Raw genomic sequence first — 22,714 nt, forward strand, 5'->3', positions numbered from 1 at the left:
AAACGTTTGCCCAACGCGATTTCTGACAATCCGATTGGGCATGGAGGAGGAAAAATCTTTGAGTAATCGTGATCTCGTTTCCGAGCTTTCGGAGCTGGTCGGTGCGGAAAACGTCCTGGTGGACGAAGGTTCGCGCGCCGGCTATGCACACGACCGCCTGCCCTATGCGAACTTCCGTGCAAGGGAAGGTGCCCTGGTCGGTACGCTGCCAGGCCTCGTCGTGCGCCCCGCCACAACGGAGCAGGTCTCGGCAATTGTCGGGAAGGCAAGCAAGGCAGATCACCCCCTCATTCCCTATGGCAGCGGCTCCGGTGTCCTCGGCGGGATCATTCCCCTTGGCGGCGAAGTCATGCTCGACATGCAGCGCATGAACCGCATTCTGAAGATCGACCGGGACAACCATCTGGTAACGGTCGAAGCCGGCATGAACGGCGAAGTGTTCGAAGACGCCCTGAACGCGGAAGGTTTTACATCCGGTCATCTGCCGCAATCGCTGACCATCTCGACGGTCGGCGGGTGGGCCGCCTGCCGAGGTGGTGGTCAGGAATCGAGCCGCTTCGGTAAAATCGAGAACATTGTCGTTGGCCTCAAGGCGGTCATGCCGGATGGGCGTGTACTGGAAATCAGGCCGCTTCCCAAGCGGGCCTCCGGACCATCGGTTCTCGATATCATCGTCGGCAGTGAAGGCACGCTTGCCGTCATAACGGAACTGACCCTGCGCATCTGGACGCTGCCGCCCGCCGAAGAGGCGATCGTGCTGGCACTTCCCGATCGCACCTCAGCCCTCTCGCTTGCCAAGCGCATCATGCAGGCAGGTCTGCATCCGCGCATCGTTCGTCTCTATGACGAAAAGGAAACCGCCTCGCGCACCGAAGGCATCAGTGCTTTTGAAACGCGCCCGGTGATGGCCAACATTGTGGTTTGCGGCGAAGAAGCCATTGTGGCTGCAGAAGCGGCACTGGTACGCGAGTTTGCAAAGAGCGTTGATGCCGTGGAAACGGAAACACGTCCCTTCGACGAATGGCGGGCAAAGCGCTACGTCTCCATTACGAAACAGTGGCTTGATAAAGGCTACTACAACGACACGCTCGAAGTCTCGGTGAACTGGAGCAAGGCTTCGTCGCTTTACGACACGATCGCAGCCCGGATTGCTGCGGAAGTCTCCAAGGACGCTCATTTCAGTGCCCACTGGTCGCATGTCTATCCGGAAGGCGTGTGCCAATACATGACCTTGCGCCTACCTCCCATGGATCAGTCTGCAGCCTTGCCGCTGCATGAAAAAATGTGGGACATCGTCAACGGTGAAACGCTCGCGCATGGCGGCTCGATCGCTCACCACCATGGAAGCGGCCTTTTCCGCGGACCCTGGATGGACGGAGAGCACGGCGTCGGCATGGATATTCTGCGCTGTATCAAGGCCTCCGTTGATCCGCAAAACCTCTTCAATCCCGGCAAACTCGGCTTTCCACCGCGCGCCGGCTCCATCGATCCGTATCGGGACAGGGGTGCCAATGTCTGACGCCCTTTTGCTTGGGATCGACCTCGGAGCAGGATCGCTCAAGTCGACGGTCATCACCGCGGACGGGAAGGTCGTGGCTTCGGCCTCCTGTCCGGTCGAAACACTCACACCGAAACCCGGATTCAGCGAACAGGATCCGGAAGGCTGGTGGTCGGCACTCGTCACATCCCTGCAGAAGATCTGGCAGGGCGGCCTGGAGCCGCGTCGCATCGTTGCGGTTTCCGTGACGGCCGGAGCGCACACCCACGTGCTCGAAGACGAGTCAGGCAGCACATTGCGGCCCGCGATCATGTGGAATGACCAGCGTTCCGGTTCTCAGGTTGTGCGGGAAAGAGCAGCACGCGGGGCTCGGATCCTTGACCTTTCGGGCAATCGCATCAGCCCCACCTGGACGCTGCCGCAATTGATCTGGTTGCAGGAAGAAGAGCCGGAAACACACAGCCGCATCCGCCGGCTTCGCCCGGCCAAGGATTGGCTGCGCCGTCGTCTCGACGGCAGCGATGCAACCGACATCACGGATGCCTGGGGGCTCATGCTTGCCGATGCACGTTCAGGGGGCTGGTCGTCTGAACTCTGCGCGATGGGAGGGTTTGAAACCGATGTTCTTCCGGAAATAGTTGCATCGACGGCGACGACGGGGACAGTGACACCGAGGGCCGCTCAGGAAACCGGGTTGCGGGAAGGCACACCGGTCATTTGCGGAACCTCCGATACCAATGCGGAAACCTATGCAGCGGGCATGACGCGCAAAGGCATCGGAGCCCTGAAGCTCGCCACGGCAGGCACGGTCTCTACATTGACGGACGCTCCCCGTTTTTCCGACGATGTCATTCATTACCCGCACCTGGTGTCCGATCATCACTACTCGATCCTGGGAACCAACTCGTGCGCCTCGGCCCATCGCTGGCTGCGTGACGCGCTTTTCTCGGACATGGGTTTCGAGGGCATGGATGCCAAAGCTGCCGAAGCCCCTGCAGGGTCGGAAGGTCTGCTCTTTCATCCCTACCTCAACGGCGAGCGGAGCCCCTACTGGGACCCCGACTTGCGCGCCTCTTTCGTAGGGCTGGGGTTCCAGCATGGAGCACCGCATTTCTGCCGGGCTCTCTATGAAGGCGTTGCCTATACGCTGCGCGATTGCCTTTCCGTTCTGCAACAGCGCGGCATGGGTTTCACCACCGCCCGTCTCGTCGGCGGGGGGACACGCAGTGCCTTGTGGCGGCAGATCATTGCAGATGTCACAGGACTGACGATCGAAGTTCCCGCCGAAGGCGACGCGTCCTTCGGTGCAGCGCTTATCGCGGGCATTGGTGCGGGCGTTTTCTCGGACACGGACGACGCTGCCCGCGTCATCCGCGTGGCAGAGACTTTGACGCCCAACGCCCGGGCCACGGCGACTTACGACGAAGGCTTCGTTCGGTTCCGGGAGGCAAAGGAAGCCCTCACACCGATCAACCACAAAACCGTGCGGGCAACCGGGGAGGCCAAGTAATGGCGGAAGTCAGTCTGCGCAAACTGCGCAAGACCTATGGGGCCGTGGTTGCGGTGGAAGGCGTCGACCTTGAGATCGCCAAGGGCGAACTCATCGTTCTGCTTGGCCCTTCCGGGTGCGGAAAATCGACAACCCTGCGCATGGTCGCGGGGTTGGAAACGATCAGCGCCGGGGAACTGCATATCGGTGGCCGGAACGTGACCACGCTGGAGCCCAAGGACCGTGACATCGCCATGGTGTTCCAGAACTACGCGCTTTATCCGCACAAGACCATTCGCGGCAACATGTCGTTTGGTCTCAAGATGCGCGGCATGAAAGGGGGCGAGATCTCCAGGCGGGTCGACGCTGCAGCGGAAATGCTGGACATCACGCACCTGCTCAACCGCAAGCCCGGCCAGCTTTCAGGCGGACAGATGCAGCGTGTCGCACTCGGCCGCGCCCTTGTTCGCGACCCGGCGGTGTTTCTGCTCGATGAACCGCTGTCCAACCTGGATGCGAAGCTTCGCTCCAGGATGCGGGAGGAAATCGCCCTTCTTCAGCGGCGCATCGGAAAGGCAATGCTTTACGTCACGCACGACCAAACGGAGGCAATGACCCTTGCCGACCGGATCGTCATCATGCGCGACGGACATGTTCAGCAGATCGGCTCGCCGCTGGAGGTATACGACCGGCCGGCAAACGCCTTCGTCGCGGGTTTCATCGGCTCGCCCGAAATGAACCTCGTTGAAGCTGACCTCAAGAACGGTTTTCTCAGCCTGTCGGCTGATGTCTCCATTCCTGCCGGCAGCGATACCGGTGAGCGGGAGGTGATTGCCGGCATTCGGCCCGAAGCCATCACGATTTCCGACGAAGGTCCGGAGTTCGCGGTCCGGGGCATCGAACAGCTCGGCTCGCAAACGCTTTTCATCGGCGAGACAGCTGGTCATCGCCTGCGGGTCATGACCCAGCGCAGGGACGACATCAAGGTTGGTAAGAGCGTTCACCTCGCTCTTCCCGCAGCAGCAATCCACCTGTTTGACCGCGCCAGCGGTGAACGCCTCGAGATGCCGGGAGGGGCAGCTTGAACAAAAGGGTTTAGCCGCACCTGAAAGCGGTCAATTGGAGGAGAAACATGACTAAGAGCAAATTCGAGACAGGTCTCTGGACTAGACGCCAGGCCCTCAAGACCATGGGCATCGCCGGCGCCGGGCTGGCAGCCTCGTCCCTTGCGGCCCCGGCGCTCCGCGCCCAGGGCAACAAGCCCATCCGGTTTTTGAACTGCGAAACAGGCAAGGACACGCTCGCCTTTTTCTCGAAGGTGGCCAAGGAATACCAGGAAAAGACAGGCGTTGAGGTCGTCATCGATTCCGTACCGCTTGGCGAAAGCTTCACCAAGATCACCAATGGCATTCGCTCCGGAACCCCTTATGACGTGGCAAACGTCGGTTTCATCGGCCACGTGCTGCTATTGGCCGAGCAGGAACAAATCGTCCCCTTGAACGAGCTGACGGACGAATACCAGTGGGGGAACAACATCCTCTTCCCCATCGACAACAAGGTGTACTGGTACCCGTTCGACTACAACCTTGCGCTGATCTATTACCGCAAGGATCTTTATGAGACGAACCGTCTGTCCTTGCCGAACACGTGGGATGCGTTCGTCCAGAACAGCGAGGCGCTTGTCCAGGGCCGCCAGAAAGGCGCGCTGTTCCCGATCGGATCGAACGGGGCAACCAACTGGATGTCGTTTGCCTTCCTGTGGGCCGAGGGCGTCAAGCTGTTCGACGACCAATGGAACGTGATCCTGGACAACGACGAGATGAAGCCTCGGGTAGCCGCCTACCTCGACTTCATGACCAAGCTCTACGGGACGATGCCTCCGGGCGCTCTTCAGGCCAGCTACTCCGATGTCCTGTCCAACCTGGTTGGTGGTGCCGTGGCCCACGGAGCCTATGCCGGACGTGTTCTGGAAGCTGCAGAGCGGGACAACCCGACCCTGGCCGAGAACCTTGGCGTCATGCCCTACATGGATATGTCCGGAAAGCAAAAGGCGGTCAGCCACGGCTACGACGGTTGGGTGGTCCTGAAGACGGACAACACTGGTCCGGCGATGGATTTCATGCGGTGGCTTACGACCGATCGCATGGTCGACTTCCTGCACACCGCACCGGTTCACTTCCAGCCGACGCGACTTGATATCTATGAAGACCAGCGTTGGCGCGACAACGCAATGATCCAGAAATACTCTGGTGTGGTCGAGCAGATGCGAGAACTTGTGACCGACGAGTCTGTTGTGCTCACCTCCATTGATACGCAAGGTCCGGCGCCTGACGTCAGACCCGGCAAGGTGTTCGAGTCCTTCGTCATGCCTGAAATGCTGCAGAACAAGATCCTTCGCGAGATGGATTCTGCAGAGGCCGTGGATCAGGCCGCAGCCAAAATGCGTGAAGTGATCAAGTGACGAAACGGAGAGGGGAGTGGAAGCTCCCCTCACTTTCACACCATCTGGAGTTCGTGAATGACTCGCTGGTTGTTGCCGGGTTTTCTCGGTATCGGGTTTCTTGCGACCCTTGTCCTGATCGTCGGGCCTGCGCTTTATGCGGTTTCGCTCAGCTTTTATGACATGCCGTCGCTTACGGCCGATCCGGTCTGGGTCGGTTTCGCAAAATACGCCAAGGTTCTTGCAAGCGCAGAGTTCTGGAACGCGCTTTGGAACGGCTTCGTCTATGCCGGGTTGGCGATTGTCCTGCAGGTGGTGCTGGGCATCGGCTTCGCGTTGCTCTTGAACCAGAATTTCATCGGCCGCTCTCTGCTGCGCGGACTGACATTCCTGCCGTATCTTCTGCCGACGGTGGTCGCGGTGCTGGTCTTCAAGTGGATGGTTGACGGCTCACTCGGCATCATCACCGTTCTGATGGATGACCTGGGCCTGCCGCCGATCTACTGGTTCGAGACCGAGACCGCGTCCATGACGTCCGTCATCCTGATTTCGGTCTGGTTGTGGACCCCGTTCGTCACCACGACCTTTCTCGCCGGGCTGCAGACAGTTCCGACCCAACTCTATGAAGCGGCGCGCGTAGACGGTGCCGGGCCCGTTCGGCGTTTCTTTCACGTGACCCTGCCGTCGCTGCGCCCGATCCTGACCGTCATCATTCTTCTGCGGGGCGTGTGGATGTTCAACAAGTTCGACGTCATCTGGCTGACGACAGGCGGCGGCCCGCTTGGTGCCACGGAACATCTGCCGGTCCTGTCCTACCGGGAGGCATTTGCCCTTTATGACATCGGCAGCGGCGCAGCGATCGCAACGCTTTCCTTCTTCGTCCTGATGGTCGCCGTTGCAATCTATTTCCGGGTGTTCCCGATGGAGGAAGGCAAATGAGTGGACAAATCCAGGCTCGCCGCGTTGCCGGCCGGGCGGGACTTTACTTCGCGGTGATCGTTCTAGCGGTCTACAGCGCCTTTCCCATCTACTGGATGGTCGTTTCTTCCCTGCGTCCCACTCAGGAAATGCTCATGAACCCGTCTCTGGTTCCGCAGCGATGGACGCTTGAGTATTACACCAGCCTGTTGGCGCAGACCGATTATCCGCGGCAGTTCCTCAACAGTCTCATTGTTGCGGTGACCACCGTTGCCCTGACAATGCTTCTGTCCGTCATGATCGCCTATGGTGTCACCCGCCAGCGCATTCGCGGCAAACAGATGATCATCGCCGGTATGCTCTATGCCTACATGTTCCCGCCGCTGCTGCTGGCAATCCCGCTTTACGCAATGTTCGCGGCAATCGGCCTCAACGATACGCTGCTGTCACTGGTCATTTCCCACCTGACCATCACGATGCCGCTCGGCGTCTGGTTCCTGTGGGGGTTCTTCAAGACAATGCCCTTCGAGCTTGAAGAAGCAGCCATGGTGGACGGCTGCACGCGCCTGGGGGCTTTCCTGCGTGTTGTACTGCCGCTGTCGGTCCCCGGGCTGGTAACGGTCGCGATCTTCGCCTTTCTCCTTTCCTGGACCGACTACACCTTTGCCCTGGTCATGATCGGATCGGACGCGAACAAGACGGTGCCCCTGGGTCTGGCGTCGATGATCGGCGCCTTTGACCTGAGATGGGGAGATATCATGGCCGGCTCCACACTGATTGCCATGCCGTTGTTCATAGCGTTCATCACGCTCTCTCGTTACTTCGTCCAGGGCCTGACCGCCGGTGCGGTGAAAGGATAACTCATGACAATGCGCATTCTAGGCGCTCCACTGCGCTACGTGCAGGGACCGGGAGCCATCGACCGCCTGGCCGAGGAAATTGCCATCATTGGCGGTGGCCCTGCGGCGGTGGTCATTGATCCGGTAGCCCGCGACCTGCTTGGTGAACGCATCAGCTCCCAGCTTCCCGACGCCCGCCTCATGGAATTCGGGGGGGAATGCACCGCGGCGGAAATCGCCGCCAGGGCAAGGGAAGCCGGCGATGCCCGGCTTCTTGTCGGCATCGGCGGGGGCAAGGCGATCGATACCGCCAAGGGAGCTGCAATCGAGCGCGGTCTGCCGGTTGCCATCGTGCCGACCATCGCCTCCAACGACAGCCCGACCAGCCACATTGCCGTTGTCTATACGCCGGACCATGCGGTTGAGGGCGTCCGTCACATGAAGACCAACCCCTCCCTTGTCCTGGTCGACACGGCAGTCATCGCCGGAGCACCGCGTCGCTTTCTGGCGGCCGGTATCGGAGATGCGATGTCAAAGCCATATGAGCTGGCAGGCGCTCTTGCCGGAGGTGGTCTCAACTTCTTTGCAGGCCGTCCCACGGAACTCACCCAGGCCATTGTCGCGCGTGCCAGCGACATTCTTCTTGCCGATAGCGATGCGGCGATGTCGGCCAAAGGCCCGAACGAAGCTTTCGAGCGCGTGGTGGAGGCCACCGTGCTTCTCAGCGGTCTTGCCTTTGAAAGCGGAGGGTTGTCGATAGCCCACGCGATGGTGCGCGGCCTGTCGGTCACACCGGCGCTCTCAGGGTTGCTGCACGGGGAGATGGTCGCTCTCGGCACCTTGACACAACTGGCAGCCGGGCAGGGATCCGAGGAGGAAATCCGCACCCTTGCAGCCTTCTTCCGACGGATAAATCTGCCCACATCCTTCGCAGAATTCGGCGTCACCGGCGCAGCGGAACTGAAGCATATTGCCGAGGTTGCGCTCACAGCCCCCTATGCGCCGAACTACTACCGCAAACTCGGCGTCTCCGACCTCGTTCGCGCGATGCAACTGCTCGACGAAGGACATTGATCGATGCCGCCATCAAGAAATGTTGTGGTCACCGGCGGAGGTACAGGTATCGGTCTTGCAACAACGCAGCTTTTGACCGAACGCGGCTGGCAGGTAACGGCCGCAGGCCTGGAACGGGAGGAAGGCTTTCCGCAAGCTGCCCGGTTTGTCGAGGTTGACGTTACTGATGAGGCCGCGCTTGCCCATCTCCTTGAAGAAGAGCAAGAGCTCGGCGGCCTGGTCACCTGTGCGGGCACGATCCAGTACAGCCGGGAATGGGACGCAGCGGTATTCGAGAAGGTGATGGCGGTGAATGTCACCGGCGTGCTCACCTCCTGTACGGCCGCGCGCGATGCGCTTCAACGCGGCAACGGTTCCGTCGTCAACATCGCCTCCATGTGGAGCTGGTTCGGCAACCCCGTTGCGCCTGCTTACGGCACCAGCAAGGGGGCGGTCGCTGCCCTCACCCGATCCCTTGCCGTTGCCTGGGGAGGAAGCGGAATAAGGGTCAACGCGGTCGCACCGGGTTGGGTGGAAACACGCATTTCCGAAGGCGCGCGGTCAGATCCGGCACGGCGCGCACGGATCGACGCCCGCATCCCCATCGGCCGTTGGGCCGCGACTGTGGAGATTGCGCGGGTCGTCGCGTTTCTTCTTTCTGAAGACGCTTCCTACGTTCATGGCGCGATCGTTCCGGTAGACGGTGGTTATCTGGCGGCCTGAGCCATGCAAGGTATTGCGTCGCTGCGGCATGCCTAAAACGCCGAAAGGCGTTGCCGGGTTCTGTTCTTCCAAACCCGGCAACGCCTTCCGATTTTAAGGTCACGCGACAGCCGCTTTAGAGTACGCGTTCTTCCCGGAACGCCCGTCCGAAGGACTGCAGCACAGGATCCAGCAGATAGCGCATCGGCGTATGGGCTCCTGTTTGAATGAAGACTTGCGCAGGCATGCCAGGCACCAGCTCAAAACCGCCTCCGGCTTCCCGGATGTCGTCGGACGTAACCCTGACCCGCACCGTGTAGAATTGCTCTCCTGTCTGCTCGTCCGTTTCGGCGTCCGCACCAACCTGGAAGACTTCCCCTGTCAAGGGCTTCATGTGCCGCCCCATGAAGGAGGTGAGCTGAACTTTGGCGTCCATCCCGATCATCACGTTGTCGATGTCGGACGTACGCAGGCGCGTATCGAGGATGAGTTCCTCGTTCTCGGGCACGATCGTGATGATCGGTTCGCCCGGCCGCACGACACCGCCGACCGTCTTGTAGTTGACCTTGAGCACCCGCCCCTCGATCGGAGAGACGATCTCTGTGCGGTTCAGGATGTCCGAAGTCGCGGAAAGTGCCTCGTCGGCTTGCGCAATCTCCGCGTTGATTTCCGACAACTCCTTGGCCACTTTTTCGCGTTCTTCGCTGAGGGCCGTCAGTTCCGCGATCTTGATTTCCTCGATCTTCTGCCGCGCACGAGCGATCGTTGATCCGATGGCATTGCGCTCCGACCACAGTTCGGCCCGCTTGCGTTGCAGAGCCAGAAGCTCGGGCTGCCGCATCAGACCTTTGTCCATCAGGACCTTTTTGCTATCCAGCTCCTTGTCAAGCAGCAGGATCTGATCATCCATGCCGTCTATCTGGGCCTTCAGGCTGCTGATCTCGGCTTCAACCTGGCCTGCCTGCACATGATAAGTCGACTGCTGCCTTCCCAGCAGCTCGCGCCGTACCTTGAATTTTGTAATCTCGTTGGCAACGAACTGCGTGTAGCTTTTGTCGGCCGACATGACCGACGGCATCTGGACCTCAAAGGTTTCATCGCCACGCTCTTGCGCCAGCAGCCGGTCTCTGGTCACCACATAGCGTTGGTGCTTGCGGTAGATCGACAGATAGTTCGCCGTTGCCAATGCCTGGTCAAGAACCATGAGAAGCTGACCGTCCTTGACGACATCGCCCTCCTTGACATTGAGATGGCGTACAATTCCGCCTTCCAGATGCTGCACCACGCGCAAGCTTCCGTCCGGACTGACCTTGCCGGCGGCGATGGCAGCCGACGACAGCTCCGCGAAACTTGCCCAAATTCCCGTGCCGAAGAAACAAACCGCGACGACCAACGAACCCATGATCCAGTGTTGCCGGATGGAGCGACGGAGGGACGACGCCGGGTTATTTTGCTCTTTCATCACTGACCTCCCTGAGTTTCGTTGGCCGGAGAAGCGCCTTTCGCTTGCGCCGGCTGGACCTTGCCAAGTTTCTGCAGGATATCGCTGACCGGGCGGATGGCGTGCTTCATGAACTCCTCGCCGGTTTGCGTCTTTTGAATTGTGCCGTCCGCAAGGGTGATGATCAGATCGACTTTCGAGAGCGCCGAGGGTCTGTGGCTTACAATGATGACCGTGCAGCCTTGTTCCCGAAGGAGCACAAGGCACTCCTGAAGCGAGGCTTCGCCATCACTGTCCAGGTTGGAATTCGGTTCATCGAGGATGATCAGCTTGGGCTTGTTGTAGATCGCCCTGGCCAGCCCAACGCGTTGGGCCTGTCCGCCGGACAGACGAAGTCCGCCCGGGCCGATCAGGGTTTCATAGCCGTTCGGCAGAGCGTTGATCATGTCGTGGCAACCGGCAAGGCGCGCGGCAGTCACAACCTTTTCATCGTCCGGCTCGCCCATCCGGGCGATGTTTTCCTTCACAGTGCCGTATAGCAGTTCCACGGACTGCGACAGGTAGCCAATGTTCCGGCCGAGTTGCTGCGGGTCCCAATTGCGCATGGCGACACCGTCAAGACGGACCGAACCGGAACTCGGATCCATTGCGCCAATCAACAATTTGCACAAGGTGCTCTTGCCGGAGCCGGAATGGCCGACGATTGCATTCAAGGTTGCCGGCTTGATATCGATCGTGATGTTGCGCAGCAACGGCCGTTCCTGGCCTGAAACGAGCAGATTGACACCTTTGAGCTGCAGGTGCCCACTGGGTTCCGGCTGCTGGGTCCGGTCGAAGTGGAGCGGAGCTGCCAGAAAAATATCGTTCAGCCGACGATGGGACTGCATCGCACCGACGATGCCCCGCCAGGCGCCGATGGCCTGTTCGGCAGGCGCAAGCGCGCGCCCCATGATGATTGACGCTGCAATCATGCCACCCGGAGTGATTTCACCCAGCGTGGCAAAATAGGCCCCGAGACCAAGGACACTGATCTGCGCCGTGAACCGGATGAACTTGGTGATCGCGGCGGTCTTCGCTGAAAAGGCGGCGACGGCGAAAGTAGAATTGGCCACCAGTTCGTTGTCGTTCCGGTAGCGGGCGAGAACGCCAGGCAGCATTCCCATGCTGTAGACGCTTTCCGCGTGTTGGGTCGCGATGTCTATCGTCTGCTGTGCCCGCACACGAGCCGCCGCAGCACCCGCCATCCGGCGGCGGGTGACCGTGTCGTTGATACCTGCGATTATCACCAAGAGCACACCGGCCGCGATGGCGACGAAGCCGAGGGCAGGGTGGATGAGAATAATGGCACCGACAAAGAAGGGCACCCAAGGCCCATCGAAGAAAGGTAGCACGCTCGAACTGCCAACGAACTGCCGGATTGTTGCCAGGTCGTTCATGGCATGAGAGTGGGATTTGCCCGTCGACCTGGCCGTCTGGATCACGGCATGCAGCAGGTCGGCATGTACGGTTTCGTCCCACCATTTGGCTATGCTGGCGAGGATGGAGCCGCGGATTGCATCAAGAACCGCAATCACAGCCAGAAAAAAAATCACGATCATCGTCAGGAAGACAAGTGTCTCAAGGTGGCCGCTCTGCATCACCCGGTCGAAGATCTGCTGCATGTAGAGGGGTGAGGCCAGAGTTCCGAGATTGACAAAGATCGAAAAGAAACCAACGGCAAGAAACCCGGCCCAGGAAGAGCGATAAACCTTGAGAGCGGGATAAACGCTTTCCCTTGCGCTGCGTACAGCCATGTAGACTCTCCAAAAAAAACATAAAAAAGAAGAGAGGAGAGGGCGCGTGCGCCCTCTCCAGAAGTTTCATGATCAGACGACCAGCGGACCGTCGCCGTCTCCGTCAAATGTCGGGATAAGCATTTCAGGGATGTCGCCCGCACCGTCCGCGGTGGTCCAGTCGTCACCGCCGAAGGTGTTGGTCTTGTCCGGATCTACCGACAGTTCGATATCGAACTCGGCGGAGTTGGAGACCGCATCATGGACATCCACGACAGTCATGGTACCCGAGATGTTGGCGGTTTCGCCCTGATCCATTACCTGGGCCATAATGCGTTCCAGGTTATGGGTGAAGGTCACGCTGCCGTCGGCTTCACCGATGTTCAAAAGCCCTGCGGCTTCCAGATCGGCGATATCCAGCGTCACCTGATGGCCTGCGATGGACAGGCTGAGAGTACCCGAGATCTCATCGATCTGGAGCGTTTCCGTTTCACCATCATCAACGTCGTTGGCAGCCAGAAGCTCAAGAAGATTGAAGCTGCTTTCGTCGTTGTTGGAGTTGCTGTGAACAACAGTGAACGAACCCGTGTAGTCCTCAATAGTCGGGGCATCGTTCGTGCCGTTGATGGTGATGGTCACGTCGGTGGTGACAGTGCCGCCGTTGTTGTCGGATACGGTTACCGTATAGACTTCGTCGACGCTGTCGCCTTCGTTGAGGGCCTGAACATTGGCGTTGAACTGGTCAATGGTATAGGTCCATTCACCGGTATCCTCATCGATGCTGAATTGACCCAGTGCCCCGTCAACGACAGAGGCGGAGTAGGTCAGGACATCCCGAATATCGACGTCCATTCCGACGATCAGGCCAGTCGCAACGTCTGTACCGTCTTCCCCGACTCCGGATTCCGTCACCTCGCCCAGGACATCCGCTTCGGAGATCGTGGGATCGTCGTTGGTGCCGGTCACGACGACCGTCACTTCCCGCGTGTCCGTCGCTCCGCTATCGTCCGTCACGGTCAGGAGGTACTTGACTTCCAGCTGTTCGCCTTGGGCGAGGAAGTCGAGTGCCGTTGCGGCGATTGCAAAGGTCCAGGTGGCGCCTCCGTTGTTGGCGTTACCGGCCGATTGCTGCACCGTCAGCGCATTCGTGAAGGCAACCTTCTGTTCCGGCGTCAGCGTGAAACCACTGCCTGCGACTGGTTCGACAGAGGTGAACTGAGCGGTCACTTCCGGCGTGTCGGACAGGTCAAGGTCGGTGAAGAAGACCTCACCGGATGTTTCAAGCTGTGCCGGGGTATTGGCTTCCTCGAGGACGCCATCGAAGACACCGCCAGAGAACACCGGTCCATCATTGGTGCCGGTGATCGTGATGGTGATCTGGGTGGTGTCAGTGCCTTCCGGGAACCAGTTCCGGTCACTGACTTTGACGTCGAACGTCAGGGTCAGCGTTTCGCCGTCCGCCAGCCAGTCGAGTGGAGCCGAGCCGTTGTAGGCATAGGTGAATTCAACATTCCCATCTTCGCCCTTCGGCACGGAGAAGATGTTGTCCAGTGCGTCTCCGCTGGTGAAGTTGAAGTTGCTGGATGCCAGAAGGCTGCTGATATCGACACCGTCCGGAATATCGCCTTCCGAATAGGCCGGCGAACCATCGCCTTCGACCGAGATATAGAGCGTGTCGCCCAGATCCGGATCGTCGACCACGATGTTGCCGCTCAATTCGCCGATATTCTGCGGATTGGCGTTGAGTTCTTCGTCGACTGCGAAGTCAAGAACACTCTGCTCGACGAGGATTTCCGGCTGGTCGTTGGTGCCGATGATCGTCACGGTGATCGGACGCTCGACGAAGGAGTCCGGGTCATTCGTGTCCTGAACCCGAAGCGTGTAGTCGATCGTCAGAACATCGCCTTCGGCAAGGAAGTCAATAGCCTTGTCCTGGACCTTGTAGGAATAGGTTACCCGGCCCTGGTCGTCGAACTGGTCGAATGTCCAGAAGAGGAAATTCGTATCCTTGGCTGTCAGTGCGGCGTAGATATCGCCCGGCATTTCCAGGATTTCACCGGCACCGGAGGCCAGGGACAGGTTCGGTTCGCTGATCTGGACTTCAAAATTGTCCGGATTGACGACCGTATCGGGATCGTTGATCTCGAAGACACCGCCGCGGGTATGGACGTAACCTTCGTCTTCCGCACCCGGCCATTCAACGATGGGCAGGAAGTTCAGCGAGAGATCGCCGCCGATCGTCGGAGCATCGTTGGTGCCCGTGATCGTGATGGTGACATCCTGATCCACGACACCGCCGTTGCCGTCATCGACCGTCACGGTGTAGACGACTTCGACCTGCTCACCTGCAGCGAGGAAGTCAAGATGCTCTTCCGCGACGCTGTAGGACCAGTTGATCGTACCGTCGTTCGCGTTGCCCGGATCAGCGGACAGCCCGAAACCGGCCTGGATATTCGCGATCTGGCCTGCGGTGAGGCCGACACCATCAAGACCTTCAACGCTCTTGACTGCGAAGGTCGCCGTTGGCGTATCGGAGAGATCCAGATCGGAGAAGTCAATCGAGCCGCTGTCGGACAGGGTTGACGGATCGCCTTCAACGATGGATCCGCTCACGTCAACCGCAGTCAGCGTCGGAACGTCGTTGGTGCCGGTGATCGTGATGGTGATCTGGGTGGTGTCGGTGCCTTCCGGGAACCAGTTCCGGTCGCTGACTTTGACGTCGAACGTCAGGGTCAGCGTTTCGCCGTCCGCCAGCCAGTCGAGTGGAGCCGAGCCGTTGTAGGCATAGGTGAATTCAACATTCCCATCTTCGCCCTTCGGCACGGAGAAGATGTTGTCCAGTGCGTCTCCGCTGGTGAAGTTGAAGTTGCTGGATGCCAGAAGGCTGCTGATATCGACACCGTCCGGAATATCGCCTTCCGAATAGGCCGGCGAACCATCGCCTTCGACCGAGATATAGAGCGTGTCGCCCAGATCCGGATCGTCGACCACGATGTTGCCGCTCAATTCGCCGATATTCTGCGGATTGGCGTTGAGTTCTTCGTCGACTGCGAAGTCAAGAACACTCTGCTCGACGAGGATTTCCGGCTGGTCGTTGGTGCCGATGATCGTCACGGTGATCGGACGCTCGACGAAGGAGTCCGGGTCATTCGTGTCCTGAACCCGAAGCGTGTAGTCGATCGTCAGAACATCGCCTTCGGCAAGGAAGTCAATAGCCTTGTCCTGGACCTTGTAGGAATAGGTTACCCGGCCCTGGTCGTCGAACTGGTCGAATGTCCAGAAGAGGAAATTCGTATCCTTGGCTGTCAGTGCGGCGTAGATATCGCCCGGCATTTCCAGGATTTCACCGGCACCGGAGGCCAGGGACAGGTTCGGTTCGCTGATCTGGACTTCAAAATTGTCCGGATTGACGACCGTATCGGGATCATTGATCTCGAAGACACCGCCGCGGGTATGGACGTAACCTTCGTCTTCCGCACCCGGCCATTCAACGATGGGCAGGAAGTTCAGCGAGAGATCGCCTCCGATCGTCGGAGCATCGTTGCTACCGGTAACAGTGACCTTGAATTCGGCCTTGTCGCCACCGACAACCTGATAAACGAAGGTATCGACACCCACCTGGCCATCGGCGAGGCGGTTCGCTTCTTCGGAATAGACGTAGCTGGCTTCGCCCGTTTCGACGTTCAGCAACAAGGTGCCGTATTTGCCTTCGACCTCCAGCATGCCGTCTGAATCAGCGACGGCATCAACGTTGACAATCGAGCCACCAGCCGTTTTGAAAGCCAGCTGGGTGATGACCTGGCCACCGGTTTCGCCGATTTCGTCGTCGTTGCCGAGAACGTTGAATGTCGCTGCAACTTCCGCTTCGTCGTCGCCGGTGGTTTCGGTGACGTCGATCGCATCGTTATGAGCGACCAGTGCGCCATCCGTGACACTGAAGAGATGGATGTCACCGACTTCACTGCCTTCGCCGAACTGAACCAGTTCGATGTTGTAAAGGGTGGTCGTGCCGGTGCCGTTGGTGATGCTGACGGAACCGTCTTCGTTGGTCTTGATGTCGTAATCTTCAGCCTTGCCCGCAAACTGGGCAACGTCCTTGGAGCCGCCACGGCCGTCAATGATATCGCTGCCGCCGTTGCCGAAGAAGATGTTGTTCAGGCCGTTGCCGAGCATGACATCGTCATTGACCGTACCGATGGCATTTTCGATGGACGACAGCAGATCGATATCGCCGCCCTTGCTCACGGCGATACCGCTGCGAAGGTCGATGAAGATGCCGTTTTCTGTGCTGTTCAGGTAAGAATAATCAATTGTATCAACGTCGTCGCTGCCGAGCAGGATGTCGATGCTGCCGTAACCGACAAGCATGTCGTTTCCGCTTCTGGCAAGCACGAGATCAAGACCAGATGTTCCTTCGAGCGGCACATCGGCACCGGTCGTCCCATTCACGAAATTGATGCTGGAGACGTCCGGGGTCGGATCGCTGCCGTCTTCTTCGATGTAAGTACCGACAACGTCAACGTCGCTGATCGTGGAAGTGCTGTTCTTGATGTCCGCCAGAGTGGCGCGGATGGAGTCGAAAAATTCCGACAGATTGATGTTATTAGGCATTAATCCATTCCTGACTAGCTCCACCGGCTGCCCGAGAGGGACAACCGGTGATTAAAGAATGGGTGTAAAAATCACCCTTGCTGAAATGCACGAGCAGACTTGGCAGACTGTTTCAATTTGAGCCATTCCCCAAATGGGGGCTGCGTTAACCAAGAAGTTTGTTAACCTTGCCTTCAGACGAAGCCGCAGAAAATACGCAGCGTAAACAACACTTCGGAGAAAGCTTTAGAGTTTCAATGCGTTGAGGGGTGTTAAAATGACGTATGGTCAACATTTGCACCCTAATTAACCATTTGTTAATTTTTTTGGCACGCGAGAAAAATAATTCCTCACGGAATACGTTATTGCCTCCCCTTAGAGTTGTGTATACGATTGCATAGTTTTTGTCGTGCCATTCTTCATATTTTTTTACTGTCAGAATGTTGTGTTTTAGCAATGTCCGAGCAACTCGAGAAGCTTATCGCAGAGTTATATGAGAGCGTAGAAACGGAGAGGTTGTTTTCAGAAACTCTTTCAAAAATAGTTACTTACCTTGGCGCGGCTCAGTCTCATTTATGTCTTCTTGGGAAGGATAACTCTTCGATTGGACTTAATTTCACCGCCAATATGGATCCGAGTTTTCTCGATGAATACCACCAGCACTATGTCAACATCGATTACCGCTTAAAACTCATAACGAAATCACCTGTAGGGGCTGTCATGACGGACGATCAGTTCAATACACAAGAAGGTTTACGCTCCAGTCCGATCCATCACGATCTGTTTCCGCGATATGATGTGAACAGGATCATGGGCAGTAACATCACCGTTGAAGGTCGACTTGGGTGGTTCGGTGTTACAAGCGTGCGCAAAGACGGGACCTTCTCCAAAGAGGTAATGGAGGATTTTTCGAGGCTCGTTGTCCATGCCAGGAAGGCGCTTCAACTTCGGCAGCTGCGCATGGAAACCGGTGAACGGGAACTCGTTCACCGATCGTCCAACGATGCACAAACCCATGGCGTCATCATGCTTGCCAATGGTGAGACTGAATACGTCAACCAAATCGCGCAGGATATCCTCGACCTGGGTTTCGTGAGAATTCAAAATGGCAGACTGGTCTGCCGCAATCCAAGAGAACAAAAGAAGCTGGACGCGGTTCATCGGCGCGTTCGAAACGGGGAAGCGCCACTGGTGCGTCTTCTCGATAGCAAAACCAACACGACCTACGCCGTGCAGGTGTTCAACCCGCTCCCCCGTTTCGTTGACGGACGACTGGAACCGGCACGCTGGGTGACCTACAAGATCGTGGTGCTCAATCCGCAGGACATTCTCTCTCCGCGTACGCTCGACCGTATCAGCCAGTTTTTTGGACTGAGTGGAAGCGAGAGCGCCGCCATTGCCGCTGTCATAGCGCTGCAGCCGCTGTCAGACTACTCCCGGGTCAAGGGTGTTCAGCAGGATACCGTTCGAAAACAGCTGAAGTCTGCGATGACAAAGATGGCCGTCAACTCACAAAAACAGCTGTTCCAGGTCTACGAGCGGTTCAAGGTCTTCGAGTGACAGCCCGGGCTTCCAGGGTACAGGTGAAGATCAACCCTCCACCTGCTCCCTGGCAGTGCACTCTCGTACAAGCAAAAGAGCATTGCCGTCAGAGTAGTGCAGGCTTGGATGCGGTACGATGGCGCGACGATCCATCTCGCGAAAGCCCAGTGACGCATAGAGACGAAGTGCCGGCACATTCCTGTCGAAGCATATGAGTGAAACCCGCGTGAGACCTTGCGCGGCTGCAAGACGGTCGGCAAGGATCATCAGCTTTCGCGCGTACCCGCGACGGCGAAATTCCGGACGGACAGCCACGCCGGAAACATACAACGAGCCTGGATCTTCCAACTCGGAGTAGGGCCTGAGGACTGGATCGGCCTCGGGTGTCTCGTCACTCTCCATCTTGAAGGCATGCAGCATGGCCACCACCTGGCCGCCAATCTCAACCATGTGGCAATTCTGATAGGAAAACGCCGTGTTTTCCCGCGAATACCGCGATGCCCCAACCTCCAGGAGGTCCGCGCCGGGAACCCCGACGCGAGACCAGATGTAAGAAGCAAGTCCATTTGAGGACATCAGGAAAAGCGAGGCGATTTCATGTGCGTCTGCCTTCGTGGCCGGACGGATCTGTTCGCTCCGTGTTTCGCCTTTCGATTGGACCGACATTTTCACTTCACTTCTCCCGCGTTGACCTCATTGCACATGCCATCCCCCTTCGCCGCATCCAGCACGACAGCTGGAGCGGGCCTCAGGTGATGCAGCGCCCGGGTGTCACCGTTACGGATCACATGGCGCACGCTGTCACGGTTCAATCCGATGTCGCGCAGTTCATGGTCCGACATTCTCTCCAGTGTCTGGATCAGGATGCGGTTCTTCCTGGCTCTGCGCCAACGTTCCAGAATCCCGATCGCGTTCCTGCGACAGGCAATCCTGCCAACCATGGTCGAAACGGTCATTGTGATACTCCCCGTTCCTTACGCCCTGAGGGGCTGGTGGAGGCAGGTCTGCCCGATTGCGTCGACATGCCGGTGGTCGGTACCACAGCAGCCACCGAAGACCCGCAGGTTCGGCAGGACCGACAGGAGGTTGGCATAGTCCCTGCCAAGTTCCTGCGGATTGCCGTCATCCAGCTCTTCAGCTTCATCCAGTTCGGCGTGGCTCAACCGCGAAGCATTCGCGCGCAGACCCCGAATTCGCCGTGTCCAGTCCGCTCCTTCTTCCAGGACGTGCCGAAAGTGATCCGGGTGGGCGCAATTGATCATGTAGTAGGCGGGCGGGCAGTCGGCATCGAGCTCGGCGATCGCGTCCTTCAGGGGTTGGCCTGTCGGCAGGTGCCCATCGGTCTCAACGGTGAAGGCAAGAGCCAACGGCACGTCCCGCTTCGCGCAGGCTCGCGCTATGCCCATGGCTTCGCCGGCATGGGTCATGGTGATCGCGCTGATCATATCGACCCCTGCCGCATCCAGCGTGGCGACCTGAACAGCGTGATAGTCCTCGGACTCGGCAGAGGACATCATGGTTTCGGGTGCGTAGCCATCTCCCCGAGGACCCATATTGCCGCTGATGACAAAGGGATGTTCACCTTCGAACTCGGCACGCAGTTCAAAAAGCATTGCAACTGCGTCCTGGTTTGCATGCTTCAATTCTTCGGCCGAATAGCCAAGACGGTCACCCCAGTCACGGCTGGCGCGCCAGGTCGCGCTGTCGAGAATGAAGCCCGTGCCCTGCGCATTCGCGATACGGGCGTAGCGTTCGTAGTAACAGCGAAGGGCAGCGCGGCCTTCTGCTTCTTTCAAGGCATGAAAGGAAGCAAACAGTGGCAGGTCGATGCCATCATGAAAAATCAGAGTTGTTTCGAGGCCACCATCGGTGAGCAGGCAGGCTTCACCAATCTGCGGCAGTTTATTACGGTACTTGTAAAGTTCCATCTTCGGTATTCTCTTGGCTCAAATGATTTGCGTACTGCGTTGCGTTTTTCCTTCCGCCGCAGAGCAACATTTATTTTGTTGATTTCAGTAATTTTGCCGCGCGATGCTTGGCTACCCAATCAAACGACGACCTGACCTTAGATAGCTGGCCAAGGAACTTTCACGTATGACGGCCGTCACACCGAATGAGGTGGACGTTCATCTTCGAGAAATTGACCATTTGCGAAGGGGAATTGCCGCGAGGGGACAATGGCCAGGAGAAGGCATTGAACCGATCAACGCATCTAACGCGTGACTTTCGGGGTATCGGCCAAAGACACAAGCATCCGGCAAGGGGTGCTGGCCGAAACTTGCGGAGCCTCGTTTAGAGCCGGCGCGGTCCCAAGAGACCAAGCCGGCTTGACCTTGCCGCAGTCAGGCGGGTTTGACTGACTGCGGCGTTGATTATCGAACCGAACGGAGCCCGTTAGAGGGCCCGGTTCATGACAGGGCAGTCCGGCCGGGCAGATGCGGCGTCGTGCGCAGCTCAATATCAAGCTCCGAGGCAAGGTCGAAGAAACGCCGACGCACGCCCGAAGCGTAGGGGTTCAGCCCCTCGATCGCATCGAAAAGCTCCGGTGGATCGTGGCGAACCATTTCGATAGCCTCGTTGAGAAGGTCGAAGCTTCGGGTGGTGGTCATCCGGGGAAGCGGCCCCATCTTCACCAGCACCTTGGCAATCAAGTGGGTAAGGCCCTGGGACAGCGCGGCATCGCGATCATGCGCATCCGGTGTTGTTTCGAACACATCCAGCCCAAGAGCCACCTTGAGAAAGGCGGCAACACGTTTGTAGCTTCGGCCTTTCAAAGGGCACAGTGCGATTTTCAGTCCCTGCAATCCGTTGCGAGCACTTTGCGGCCCAAAAAGCGGATGGGTCGCAAGGATTTCGACATGTGGTGGCAGCAACTCCAACATCAGACGAGCGGGCTCGACCTTTACCGAACCGACATCCAGCACCAGCGTATTCGGCCGCAGATGCGGCGCGATCGCACACAGTGTTTCTTCCATGCAAGCTACCGGAACAGCGACCACCACGATCCGGCAGGCGGCGACCTCGGCAAGGTCCGCACTGCCATCATAACGCGGATCATGGATCAGCAGTTCAACATGAGAAGAAAGATACTCGGCGATCAATCGCCCGAACGCCCCGTAACCGATAAGGCCGAGGGTGAGAGAGCGATGTGGTTTACATATTGCAGCTTGGAAAACAGTCATGACTTAACTCGGTGAATTGGCTGCAAGGCCAAGAGCTGTATACCGAGTCACAACCGCTGGCGATGCAGCGGTAAACAGACAACAAAGTCCCTCCGCTAACTTGGCGGATAATAATAGTTTGCAGTGTTGTGCAGGACGTTGCTCATGCTCTTGAGCTAGCAAGCCCGGTGGGACAAGTCAATGCGGCGCGATCATCTCGAAATGGCAACTTGTGTTGACCGTACAGGTAAGTGACCGATAACACGACAATTCAAACAACCGTTTCCAGCGCGCCACCCAACGCAGCCGGCCCAGCGAAGATGAATTCAGCGACCCTTAGTCGAAGTAGTTTACCCAACCGATAACCTTGCCGCTGCCGTCCTTGATTTCGTCATTGAAACGTATGCCATGAAGGGATCCAACGTTTGGCGACACGGATCGAGGAAACCTGTTCTCAACGACATTTTTCACCTGGGCGCCAAACGAATGCCAGGCCAAGTCACCAAAATTTTTCGGTTTTGCCATCTTGGCACCACTCGCCCCACCTACGACCGATTGCATAAGCTCGTACGTTTGTTTGGCTTCTTCAGCCAGAGCCCTTTTCGCAGCACTGCGCGCCAGCGAGAGGCACACGCCGTTCTTTAATGTTTTATCGAAAATGATGACGTTCAGGCCGAAATTCATCAACGCAATACCTTTAACGCCGGCGTCGTTCCCTAGGTATGTGATCCAATTGACCTCAAGCTTGTGGTCTTGCCTGATCGTATTGTAATCGAGCGGCTGTTCGGTCCAGTAGTGGATCGAACCGTTTTCGGACACATTGTGGAATTTACAGTGGCTCCTCGGATCATTTGTTTTCCAGACGATAAAAAGCCGTGCCCGGTCACCATCCATCTTGTTACTGACAAAAGCCGCCACCTCACGTTTGTGTTTCGGTGGTCGTGACGCCCAGGCCTTGATGTCGGAACTGATGAAACCGATGCCATCGATGTTCGATTTTTCGTAAGGTCGCCACGAAGTCCTGTCGGAATTGTCACCGGATTTCGGGGCGACGGGACCATATTCCCTGGCAAACAGGTCATAATAGCTCAGCCATTCCTTTGACAGTTCATCGTAGTTGTTCATGCCTTTCCTGATCCCCGAACCGCGCAACTCGGGATGGTGCCAGTAGAAAACCAGGTCAGCGAGATTGGAAGGATCTTTGATCCCTTTTGAAATCGCTTGTGAGATCGTGGCAATTATCGCGCTGGGAAAGTCGAATAGATTCAT

17 protein-coding genes are annotated in these 22,714 nt (G+C 57.9%); 9 read left to right on the plus strand and 8 right to left on the minus strand.

Features of this window, described 5'->3' with window-relative positions; translation table 11 throughout:
- Window positions 1-58: 58 nt before the first annotated feature.
- Genes J7447_RS24580 through J7447_RS24615 form a run of 8 tightly spaced genes read left to right on the plus strand, consistent with a single transcriptional unit; the run spans window position 59 to window position 8,960 of the window.
- Window positions 59-1,519 (plus strand): FAD-binding oxidoreductase, encoded by a 1,461-nt coding sequence (locus tag J7447_RS24580; protein WP_209171242.1) that lies wholly within the window; start codon window positions 59-61, stop codon window positions 1,517-1,519.
- A complete protein-coding gene (locus J7447_RS24585; protein WP_286189537.1) occupies window positions 1,512-3,008 on the plus strand; it encodes a xylulokinase in 1,497 nt (498 codons plus the stop codon). Before J7447_RS24580 ends, J7447_RS24585 begins: the two co-directional genes overlap by 8 nt.
- A complete protein-coding gene (ugpC, locus tag J7447_RS24590; protein WP_209171244.1) occupies window positions 3,008-4,072 on the plus strand; it encodes a sn-glycerol-3-phosphate ABC transporter ATP-binding protein UgpC in 1,065 nt (354 codons plus the stop codon). Before J7447_RS24585 ends, ugpC begins: the two co-directional genes overlap by 1 nt.
- Window positions 4,073-4,119: 47 nt before the next feature.
- Entirely contained in the window at window positions 4,120-5,448 is a 1,329-nt protein-coding gene (locus J7447_RS24595) for an extracellular solute-binding protein (protein WP_209171245.1), read from the plus strand.
- A gap of 57 nt (window positions 5,449-5,505) precedes the next feature.
- Window positions 5,506-6,366, plus strand: a complete 861-nt coding sequence (locus tag J7447_RS24600; RefSeq protein WP_022999582.1) for a sugar ABC transporter permease — start codon at window positions 5,506-5,508, stop codon at window positions 6,364-6,366.
- On the plus strand, window positions 6,363-7,205 hold the full coding sequence (locus J7447_RS24605; RefSeq protein WP_022999583.1) for a carbohydrate ABC transporter permease: 843 nt from the start codon (window positions 6,363-6,365) through the stop codon (window positions 7,203-7,205). The genes J7447_RS24600 and J7447_RS24605 overlap by 4 nt, the downstream gene beginning before the upstream one ends.
- Before the next feature lie 3 nt (window positions 7,206-7,208).
- A complete protein-coding gene (locus tag J7447_RS24610) occupies window positions 7,209-8,258 on the plus strand; it encodes a glycerol dehydrogenase (protein WP_209171246.1) in 1,050 nt (349 codons plus the stop codon).
- A gap of 3 nt (window positions 8,259-8,261) precedes the next feature.
- On the plus strand, window positions 8,262-8,960 hold the full coding sequence (locus J7447_RS24615) for an SDR family oxidoreductase (protein WP_168687809.1): 699 nt from the start codon (window positions 8,262-8,264) through the stop codon (window positions 8,958-8,960).
- 115 nt (window positions 8,961-9,075) lie between these two features.
- Here the strand turns inward: J7447_RS24615 and J7447_RS24620 are convergent, their stop codons facing one another.
- From J7447_RS24620 to J7447_RS24630, 3 genes are all read right to left on the minus strand, one after another.
- Window positions 9,076-10,401, minus strand: coding sequence for an HlyD family type I secretion periplasmic adaptor subunit (locus tag J7447_RS24620; protein ID WP_022999586.1), 1,326 nt, complete (start codon window positions 10,399-10,401; stop codon window positions 9,076-9,078).
- Window positions 10,401-12,173 (minus strand): type I secretion system permease/ATPase, encoded by a 1,773-nt coding sequence (locus J7447_RS24625; RefSeq protein WP_152507966.1) that lies wholly within the window; start codon window positions 12,171-12,173, stop codon window positions 10,401-10,403. The genes J7447_RS24620 and J7447_RS24625 overlap by 1 nt, the downstream gene beginning before the upstream one ends.
- A gap of 72 nt (window positions 12,174-12,245) precedes the next feature.
- Complete coding sequence (locus J7447_RS24630) at window positions 12,246-16,763, minus strand: VCBS domain-containing protein (RefSeq protein ID WP_209171247.1); 4,518 nt, start codon at window positions 16,761-16,763, stop codon at window positions 12,246-12,248.
- A gap of 435 nt (window positions 16,764-17,198) precedes the next feature.
- Between J7447_RS24630 and J7447_RS24635 the strand changes: the two genes are divergently transcribed.
- The gene (locus tag J7447_RS24635) at window positions 17,199-18,302 is read left to right on the plus strand and encodes a hypothetical protein (RefSeq protein ID WP_152533263.1); all 1,104 of its coding nucleotides are present in this window, start codon (window positions 17,199-17,201) and stop codon (window positions 18,300-18,302) included.
- 30 nt (window positions 18,303-18,332) lie between these two features.
- Here J7447_RS24635 and J7447_RS24640 read toward each other — a convergent pair whose 3' ends face one another.
- The 5 genes from J7447_RS24640 to J7447_RS24660 all read right to left on the minus strand — a co-directional run bounded on the left by J7447_RS24640 (window position 18,333) and on the right by J7447_RS24660 (window position 22,714).
- Window positions 18,333-18,950 carry a GNAT family N-acetyltransferase gene (locus tag J7447_RS24640; protein ID WP_209171331.1) on the minus strand — a complete coding sequence of 206 codons (618 nt, stop codon included), beginning with the start codon at window positions 18,948-18,950 and terminating at the stop codon, window positions 18,333-18,335.
- Window positions 18,951-18,952: 2 nt separating this feature from the next.
- Complete coding sequence (locus tag J7447_RS24645; protein WP_075283510.1) at window positions 18,953-19,240, minus strand: DUF1127 domain-containing protein; 288 nt, start codon at window positions 19,238-19,240, stop codon at window positions 18,953-18,955.
- Between the two features lie 18 nt (window positions 19,241-19,258).
- Window positions 19,259-20,212 (minus strand): homocysteine S-methyltransferase family protein, encoded by a 954-nt coding sequence (locus J7447_RS24650; protein WP_209171248.1) that lies wholly within the window; start codon window positions 20,210-20,212, stop codon window positions 19,259-19,261.
- 480 nt (window positions 20,213-20,692) lie between these two features.
- Window positions 20,693-21,466, minus strand: a complete 774-nt coding sequence (locus J7447_RS24655) for a prephenate dehydrogenase (RefSeq protein ID WP_209171249.1) — start codon at window positions 21,464-21,466, stop codon at window positions 20,693-20,695.
- A gap of 315 nt (window positions 21,467-21,781) precedes the next feature.
- Entirely contained in the window at window positions 21,782-22,714 is a 933-nt protein-coding gene (locus J7447_RS24660; protein ID WP_023001264.1) for a hypothetical protein, read from the minus strand.

The organism is Labrenzia sp. R5_0 (assembly GCF_017743835.1).
In the GTDB taxonomy this organism is placed as follows: domain Bacteria; phylum Pseudomonadota; class Alphaproteobacteria; order Rhizobiales; family Stappiaceae; genus Roseibium; species Roseibium algicola.